Origin of the sequence: Actinokineospora enzanensis DSM 44649 (genome assembly GCF_000374445.1) — a bacterium.
GTDB classification, from domain to species: Bacteria; Actinomycetota; Actinomycetes; order Mycobacteriales; family Pseudonocardiaceae; genus Actinokineospora; species Actinokineospora enzanensis.
In genome coordinates this window covers 116,669-124,703 of sequence record NZ_KB894412.1, presented here as the reverse complement: position 1 = coordinate 124,703, position 8,035 = coordinate 116,669, and the positions used below count along the sequence as shown (strand labels likewise).

Genomic DNA, 8,035 nt, shown 5'->3' with positions numbered 1-8,035 from the left:
TGGGGGTGCGCGGTGAGTGACACGGCTCGTGACGTAGTGGCTCCGGCGACTCCGGAGACGGTGATGCCTGCGGCGCCGCTGGCGCGGAACCGGAACTACACGCTGCTGTGGGTCGGCCAGGCGTGCGCGGAGATCGGGTTCAGCGCGACGATGATCGCGTTCCCGTTGCTCGTGCTCGCGCTCACCGGCTCTGCGGCCGCGTCCGGTCTCGTGTTGGCGGCGGACGCGGTGGCCCAGCTGGTGGTGGGGTTGCCCGCGGGTGCGCTGGTGGACCGGTGGAACCGCAAGCGGATCATGGTCGCCTGCGAGCTGGCACAGGTGGTCGCGCTCGGGACGTTGGTGGCGGCGATCATCGCCGGGGTCGCGACGGTCCCGCACATGGTGGCGGTGGCAGCAGTCCTGGGTGTCTGTCGGGCACTGTTCGAACCGGCGGAGGACGCGGCATTGCCCGCGTTGGTGCCGGAGGAGCAGCTGCCCACGGCGATCGCGATGAACGCGGCGCGGTCGTCGGTGGGGCAGATGGCTGGGAATGCTCTGGGCGGCTTGCTGTTCGCGGTCGGGCGGTGGGTTCCGTTCCTGATGGATCTCGTCACGCACCTGGTGTCGTTCATCGCGCTGTCATTCCTGCGAGTTCCACGCCGGGAGACGAAGCCGGAGCCGTTGGGGAACCTCGGGCGGGAGATCGCCGAGGGGATGCGGTGGGTGTGGCGGCATCGAGAGGTCCGGGTGACCGCTTGGTGTGCGTTGACGCTGAACCTGTTCTTCAGTGCGTACTACCTCGTGGTCATCGTCCTGGCCGATCGCCGCGGGGTGTCCTCCGCCGAGATCGGTGTCATGGCGGCGATGTTGGGGGTGGGCGGGATCGTAGGGTCTCTGCTCGCGCCCTATCTGCACCGGCTGCTCAGCCCATATGTCTCCATCGCGGGTGTGTTCTGGGTGTTGACCGGGCTGGCGCCGTTGGCTGTGTTTATCGATCGTGGGTTGGTGCTGGGGTTGTTGTTCACTGGCATGGCATTGCTGGCGCCCACTGCCAATACGACGATCACGACGCACCAGCTCCTGCTTACCCCGGACGAGCTTCGCGGACGGCTCAGTGGGGTGATGAGTGTCGTCGTGGGGGGTGCTGCCGCTCTTGGGCCTGCGTTGGGCGGACTTTTGGTCGAGGCGGTGTCACCTACGACTGCGGTGTTGGTTGCTGCGGGGGGTATGGCAGTGGTGACCCTCGCGGTGACTGTGAATCCGACGCTTCGGCGTTATCCCGGTTTGCGACAAGGAGAGGAAGGCCGACTGTGAACGACGACGCTACCTACTGTGTGCTGGTGAACTCCGAGGACCAGTACTCGCTGTGGCCCGCGCATCGGGAGATCCCGGCCGGGTGGCGGGCCGAGGGGACCCGGGGGAGCAAGGACCACTGCACCGCGCACGTGGATCGGGTGTGGACGGACATGCGGCCTCGGTCGCTGCGCGAGCAGATGGACGCTGTCTGAGGGTTGTCCACAGGCGCGATCGCCTTGGCGCCTGGCCTTGTCGGTGCCCCCCGGTATGCCGGATTCCGGGGGGCCGGAGGCGAGCACTCTGGGGGCAGGACACCAGGCCCCGGGAACCGGCGCCACCGACAAACGGAACGTGATCCCACGCCCCAAACGACACCTAACGACGGCGTGGCCCAGTCGAGTGGACGCACCCGCTGTAACGACATGGATGCCCCTGGTGCATCATGCAGGGCGGCGCCAGTCGATATCGAAGGGTACCTCCATGAGCATCGCTCAGCCGATCGGCTTTGAACCCAACCCCGTATTTGACGTGCGAGTCAACCCTCATCTGGACGTCTTGGATCGAGTCGAGCGAGCCCTTGACGTCGACCTTGACCGGTCTACGGTCGTCTACGGGATTTATGGTGCAACCGAGGGATTCCGCACGGCTGAGAACACCTGGGTCCGCGTGGAACGGCGTAAGCGCTTGCAGATCAACAGCGCCGTGTGGATCGGCCTCGAAGCCGCCGCGACCATTAACGATGTGAAGAAGCCCGCGTGGTTCCAAAGCGCCACGTGGGTTGATCAGGATCGCGACGTGGTGTGGCGCGCCGATGAGGTGGAGCTGGTCACGGCACCCGTGGTCGGCACCGTTGAAGAAGCGCGTGCGCTGCCGGACTCGTGGTGGGAAGGGCTACGGGAGTCGTTGACGGCGCTCGGCAGACACGCCACCGAGCGAGTGGGGATGAGCCAGAAGCATCTCACGCGTCGAATCACAGAGGTTTTCGGCGACGTGGACACATGCATCGACGAATGGGCGACGGCACATACGGATGTCCACTGGGGAAACCTCACAACCGACGGTCACATGCTCGACTGGGAGGACTGGGGGGCGGCCCCGAGAGGGCACGATGCGGCCTGTCTGTGGCAGGCGTCCCTCACGGACCATGCCGTCGCGGAGCAGGTGCGGCGTGCGTTCGCCGACGACATGAACACCAGGGCCGGGAAGCTCGCGCAACTGCTCCAGTGCGCCAATGCAGTCCGCGCCGCCGCCAAGCGCGGGAAGTCGACTCCGTTGTCGGAGGCCGCGCAGGCGGCGGCGGACGATCTGCTGGTCGACCTCCGGTCGGCCTGACTACGGGTACTAGTGTCGCGTAAATCTGGTTTCTTTACTTGGCGTTGTTGTCGACCAGCTTCTTGATGTTGGCCTGGACGAGGCGGACCTTGGCCAGGATCTCGTCGGCGGTCGCGGTCCACGTGAACGGCGTGGGGTTGGCGTTCCAGTGGGTGATGTAGTCGCGGATCTGTCCGATGAGGACCTTCACCGACCTGAACGTGCCCCGGCGGATGGACTGACGGGTGATGATCCCAAACCAGATCTCGATCTGGTTGACCCACGAGGAACCCTTGGGGGTGAAGTGAAATCGCACGCGAGGGTTGTCAGCCAGCCACGCCATCACCTCGGGCGTGGTGTGGATCGACAGATTGTCCAGCACGACGTGGACCTCGCTGCCCGCGTACGGTTTCACCGCCTTCTTCAGGAACGCCAGGAAGGCCGCGCCATCACGCACCGGCGCACACTCGCCCAGGACCTCGCCAGTGCCCACGTTCAACGCGGCGAACAGGTTGGTGACGCCATGTCGGACATAGTCGTGTGTGCGTTTCTCCGTCGCGTCAAACGTGATCGGCAGCAGCGGCTGGGTCCGATCCAGGGCCTGGATCTGCGTCTTCTCATCCACGCTGAGCACCACAGCGCCACCCGGAGGATCCAGATACAACCCGACGATATCCGTGATCTTCTCCGCGAACTCCGGGTCCTTGCCGAGCTTGAACGTGCCCTGCCGATGCGGCGCCAATCCATATTGCCGCCACAGTCGCGCCACAAACTGATGCGACACCGACACGCCCTCGGTCCGCGTGATGAACGCGGCCATCTCCCGGCTCGACCAACGTGACAGACCCGTCTCCACCGGAGGAGATTGACGAGTGGCCGCCAGAATCCGACCACGGATCACCGCCGGAACCTGTTCGCGCGGCGCGGCACGAGACTGATCGAGCAACCCGGCAAGACCCTCAGCCTGGTAGCGCGACAGCCACAGATCCACCGTCGGCCGCGACACCCCCGCCAACTCGGCGACCTCTTTCTTCAACCGGCCTTCAGCCCGCCACAACGGTGTTGTAGTTGCCTCTCCTACGGCACCCGGTTCCCCCGAGCCACCTCCGAATACCACTCCCCACTCGCCTTCACGATCCGGCGTTGGGTCTCGAAGTCCACATGCACCAACCCGAACCGCCGCCCATACCCCTCGGACCACTCGAAGTTGTCCAACAAGGACCACGCGAAGTACCCCCGAAGATCCACCCCCGCGGCCAACGCCGTATGAGCCGCCCGGACATGATCCGACAGATACGCCAACCGAGCATGATCATGCACCGCGCCGTCCATCACGACATCGGCGAAGCAAGCCCCATTCTCATGCACATACAACGGAACGGTCGGGTACTCCGAAGCCAACCGCACCAACAACTCCGTCAACCCGGCCGCCCGGATCTCCCACCCGAGATCCGTGACCGGCAACCCTCGCCGAACATGCCCGATATGCTCGCTCCCCGGCCAGTCCAGGTTCGGCGAACCATCCCACGCGGACGACACCGCGTGGTCACGATAGAAGTTCACCCCCAGCAGGTCCATCGGCGCCCCGATGATCTCCACATCCCCATCGCGCACCGGAATCGCGTACGGCAGTAGGTCATCCAGCACATCCGCAGGGTAAAAACCACGAAACAGCGGATCCAGGAAGAGTCGATTCTGCAACCCGTCTATCCGTCGAACCGCGTCCGCGTCACCGAAGACCCCGAACAGGTTCAGTGTGATGCCGACCCGGGTGGCAGCACGGGATCGGATGGCCTGCACGGCAAGCCCATGCCCCAGCAACAGATGATGCGCCGCAGCCACAGCCGCCCCCGGATCACGGCGGCCGGGTGCGTGAACCCCGGAAGCATAGCCAAGAAACGCCGCGCACCACGGCTCGTTCACGGTCGTCCACAGCGGAACGCGGTCGGCTAATCGGTCCGCGACCACCCCGGCGTAGTCGGCGAAACGATAGGCGGTCTCACGTTCCGGCCAGCCGCCGCGATCCTCCAACGGCTGTGGAAGATCCCAGTGGTAGAGCGTCGCGGACGGCGTGATGCCGTGCGTCAACAGTTCGTCCACCAACCGGTCGTAGAAGTCCAGCCCGGCCGGGTTCACCGTCACGCCGTCCGGGCAGACGCGCGGCCAGGCCAGGGAGAAGCGGTAGGCGTTCAGCCCGAGCTCGGACATCAGGGCCACATCGGCGGGCATCCGGTGGTAGTGGTCGGCCGCCGGATCGCCGGTGTGGCCGTCGGCGACCCGGCCGGGTTCGTCCGCGAAAGTGTCCCAGATGGACATACCGCGACCATCGGCCGTGGTGGCGCCCTCGATCTGGTAGGCCGAGGTGGCCGTGCCCCACAGGAAGCCGGATGGGAACGTGGACACGGCTACCCCCTCACGGTAGCTGCCCGATCCCGGTCGTGATCCGGCGACCGAACGCGACGAACACGATCAGTACCGGGATCGTCGCCAGGGTGGTCCCGGCGAGTACCAATGAATAGTCCACATAGTGCCCGGATTGCAAGCGTTCCAGCACGAGTGGGATGGTCGGGTGGTCCGCGTCGAGCGCGACCAGCGGCCACAGGAAGTCGTTCCAGCTGGTCATGAACGTGAACACGCCGAGGAACGCCGCCGCCGGGCCGACGGCGGGCACGCAGACGTGGCGGAAGGCGCCCCAGGGTGAGCAACCGTCCACCCGGGCCGCCTCGACCAGTTCGGCCGGTACCGCCGAGACGGTGTACTGGCGCATCAGGAAGACGCCGAGGGCGGTCACCAGGTTCGGGACGATCACCGCCTGCAACCCGCCTGCCCAGCCGAGATCCGCCATCGCCCGATAGAGGGGGATGATTCCCAGTTGGGTCGGCACCGCCAGGCCCGCGACCACGATGCCGAACAGTCGGTCCCGGCCGGGGAAGCGCAATCGGGCGAACGCGAACCCGGCGAGAGTGGCGAACACGACCGTGGACGCGGCTACGGCCGCGGACACCAGGACGCTGTTGCCGAGGGCCTGCCAGAACGGCACGGTGTCGAATACCCGCCGGGCGTTGGCCAGGAAGTGACCGCCTGGGAGCGGTGTCGACACCCGTGCGCCCGGTTCCCGGCTGCCGACCGTGAACGCCCAGTAGAACGGGAACAGCGAACCGGCCACGAACCCGGCGAGCACCCAGCCCGCCCAGCGTCTTCGGCCGCTCACCGGGCCAGCGCCCGGGTGACCCGGTAGTTCACCCAGGCCAGCAGGCCGATGACGACGAACAGCACGCAGGCGATGGCGGCCGCGTAGCCGAGGTGCCGGTCCTCGAAAGCCGCCTGGTACAGGTACAGGGTCACGGTCTGGAACTGCCCGCGCGCGCCCCCGTTCGCCCCGGGCAACATGTCGAACAGTTTCGGTTCGGTGAAGATCTGCAGCCCGCCGACGGTCGAGGTCACGGCCACGAACACCAGCGTCGGCCGCAGTAACGGCAGGGTGACACTCGTGAACCGCCGCATCGGACCCGCCCCGTCGAGCAGTGCCGCCTCGTGCGGTTCGCGTGGTACCGCCCGGAGCGCGGCGAGCACGATCAGCGCGTTGTAGCCGGTCCACCGCCAGTCGACCATGGACGCGATGGCCAGGTGCGCGGCGAACCGGTCCGCCTGCCAGTCCACCGGGTCCAGCCCCACCGCTGTCAGCGCGTCGTTGACCAGCCCGAACCTCGGCCCGAACAGGTTCGCGAAGACGATCGCCACGGCCACCAGGCTCATCGCGCAGGGCAGCAGGATGCCGATCTCCCACCGGGACGCGATCCGGCGCGTGTCCAGCAGCGCGGCCAGCCCGATCGCGATCACCAGCTGCGGCACCGTCGTCAACGCGACCAGGCTGAGCGTGTTCACCACCGCCCGGCCGAACCGCTCGTCGGTGAGCAGTGCCGCGTAGTTGCCGAAGCCGACGAACGCGGGCGAGTCGTCGAGCAGGTCCCAGTCGAACAGCGCGAGGTAGCCGTTGTATATCAGCGGATACACGACGACGAACCCGAACACCGCGAAGAACGGGAGGATGAACAGGTACGGTGCGCGCGACCTCATGCTCACCGACATGGTCACCGGGCGATTCTCCGCGCGCCCTCCACCGCCTGCTGCCAGCCCTGCTCCGGCGGCTCGCCCTGCTCGACCGCGTGCAGCGCGGGCGCCATCACGTTCTCCTGGATGCGCCCGTCCCCGGGCCCCTTGTACTGCGCCTTGCCGACCTGCCGAGCCCGCGCGGCGAACAGCTCGCCGGTTCGCGTGCCGCCGAAGTACGCGTCGACCGTGCCCAGCAGCTCCGGCGAGTCGAGTGCCGCCGTCTGGCTCGGGAAGTTGCCGGTCTTGGCGAACGCGCGGATCTGCTGTTGCGGCGCGGTCAGCCAGGCGGCCAGCTCGGCGGCCTCGCGCGGGTGCTTGGACTGCTTCGGCACGGCGAGGTACGAGCCGCCCCAGTTGCCCCCGCCGCCGGGGAACGCGTCGGTGACCGCCCACTTGCCTGCGTTGTCCGCGCCCGCCTTGGCCTTGATCACGCCGAGCATCCACGATGGACACGTCTTGGTGGCGAACGCCCCGGCCGCGAACCCGGCATCCCAGTCGGTGGAGAACGCGGTCAACCCGGCCGACTGTCCACGCGCGCCCGCCGCCGTCACCGCGTCCCAGTTGTGTCGGATGGCCGGTTCGGTGTCGATGACGAGCCGGTCGTCGGTGTCGAAGTAGCCGGTGGGCAACTGGTTCTGCATCGCGTTGAAGATCTGCGAGTCCGAGTCGAACCAGGCCTTGCCGGTGCGCGCGTGGAACGTGTCGCCCGCCGCGAAGTAGCTGTCCCAGGTGGCGAACAGGGACTTCACCGACTCCGGGTCGCTGGGCAGCCCGGCGGCGTCGAGCAGGTCGCGGCGGTAGCACATGGCCAGTGGCCCGATGTCCGTGCCATAGCCGATCAACGCGCCGTTCCTGGCCCGGCCCGCCTGGTACTTCCAGTCCAGCCACCGGTCCGCCTTGACGTCGGCGGGCCCGATCTCGGTCAGGTCGTTGAACAACCGAGCCTGGGCGAGCACATCGGACAGGTGCCCCTCCTCGACGGCCACCACGTCGCCCAGCCCGGAACCCGCGCCCAGGCGGGTGAACAGCTGGTCGTGGTACGGGCCGCCCTGGCCGGTGCGCTCCTGCACGACCCGGATCCCCGGGTGCGCCGCCTCGTACTCCGGTATCAGCTCGTCGTAGCCGAACTCGGAGAACGTCGCGACGGTGAGGGTGATCCTCCCCTGTGCCGCCCCGGTCCCGCACGAAGCGGAGAACAGGGCGGCCACGACGACGATGACCAGGCACTTCCACACTCGACGGTGCACTAACGACCTCTCGTTCTCGGCGGGCGTCCCGGGGTGAGGCTGCCGCGAGAGTGTGGCGTGGCTTACACAGCACTGTCAAGGCTGTCGGA

8 protein-coding genes are annotated in these 8,035 nt (G+C 67.3%); 3 read left to right on the top strand and 5 right to left on the bottom strand.

Annotated features, from left to right (window positions below; genetic code table 11):
* Window positions 1-63 precede the first annotated feature (63 nt).
* From C503_RS0114635 to C503_RS0114625, 3 genes are all read left to right on the top strand, one after another.
* Window positions 64-1,293: an MFS transporter gene (locus C503_RS0114635; protein ID WP_018682963.1), complete on the top strand. Its 1,230-nt coding sequence runs from the start codon at window positions 64-66 to the stop codon at window positions 1,291-1,293.
* Window positions 1,290-1,487 (top strand): MbtH family protein, encoded by a 198-nt coding sequence (locus tag C503_RS0114630; RefSeq protein ID WP_018682962.1) that lies wholly within the window; start codon window positions 1,290-1,292, stop codon window positions 1,485-1,487. Before C503_RS0114635 ends, C503_RS0114630 begins: the two co-directional genes overlap by 4 nt.
* Before the next feature lie 268 nt (window positions 1,488-1,755).
* The gene (locus tag C503_RS0114625; protein ID WP_018682961.1) at window positions 1,756-2,607 is read left to right on the top strand and encodes a hypothetical protein; all 852 of its coding nucleotides are present in this window, start codon (window positions 1,756-1,758) and stop codon (window positions 2,605-2,607) included.
* A 34-nt stretch (window positions 2,608-2,641) separates the two neighbouring features.
* Here the strand turns inward: C503_RS0114625 and C503_RS39375 are convergent, their stop codons facing one another.
* The 5 genes from C503_RS39375 to C503_RS0114600 are packed head-to-tail and all read right to left on the bottom strand — an operon-like array spanning window position 2,642 to window position 7,946.
* On the bottom strand, window positions 2,642-3,703 hold the full coding sequence (locus tag C503_RS39375; protein ID WP_051114824.1) for an IS630 family transposase: 1,062 nt from the start codon (window positions 3,701-3,703) through the stop codon (window positions 2,642-2,644).
* Window positions 3,664-4,989, bottom strand: coding sequence for a GH1 family beta-glucosidase (locus C503_RS0114615; RefSeq protein ID WP_018682959.1), 1,326 nt, complete (start codon window positions 4,987-4,989; stop codon window positions 3,664-3,666). Before C503_RS0114615 ends, C503_RS39375 begins: the two co-directional genes overlap by 40 nt.
* A gap of 10 nt (window positions 4,990-4,999) precedes the next feature.
* Complete coding sequence (locus C503_RS0114610; RefSeq protein WP_051114823.1) at window positions 5,000-5,797, bottom strand: carbohydrate ABC transporter permease; 798 nt, start codon at window positions 5,795-5,797, stop codon at window positions 5,000-5,002.
* Window positions 5,794-6,663, bottom strand: a complete 870-nt coding sequence (locus tag C503_RS0114605; protein WP_245572484.1) for a carbohydrate ABC transporter permease — start codon at window positions 6,661-6,663, stop codon at window positions 5,794-5,796. The genes C503_RS0114610 and C503_RS0114605 overlap by 4 nt, the downstream gene beginning before the upstream one ends.
* Before the next feature lie 14 nt (window positions 6,664-6,677).
* Complete coding sequence (locus C503_RS0114600) at window positions 6,678-7,946, bottom strand: ABC transporter substrate-binding protein (RefSeq protein ID WP_425393523.1); 1,269 nt, start codon at window positions 7,944-7,946, stop codon at window positions 6,678-6,680.
* Between the last annotated feature and the right edge of the window lie 89 nt (window positions 7,947-8,035).

What these genes read in the sequence shown, in the direction of transcription:
- C503_RS0114625 (WP_018682961.1), top strand. Translation starts at nt 1,756, where the DNA reads ATGAGCATCGCTCAGCCGATCGGCTTTGAACCCAACCCCGTATTTGAC.
- C503_RS0114635 (WP_018682963.1), top strand. Translation starts at nt 64, where the DNA reads ATGCCTGCGGCGCCGCTGGCGCGGAACCGGAACTACACGCTGCTGTGG.
- C503_RS0114605 (WP_245572484.1), bottom strand. Translation starts at nt 6,663, where the DNA reads ATGAGGTCGCGCGCACCGTACCTGTTCATCCTCCCGTTCTTCGCGGTG.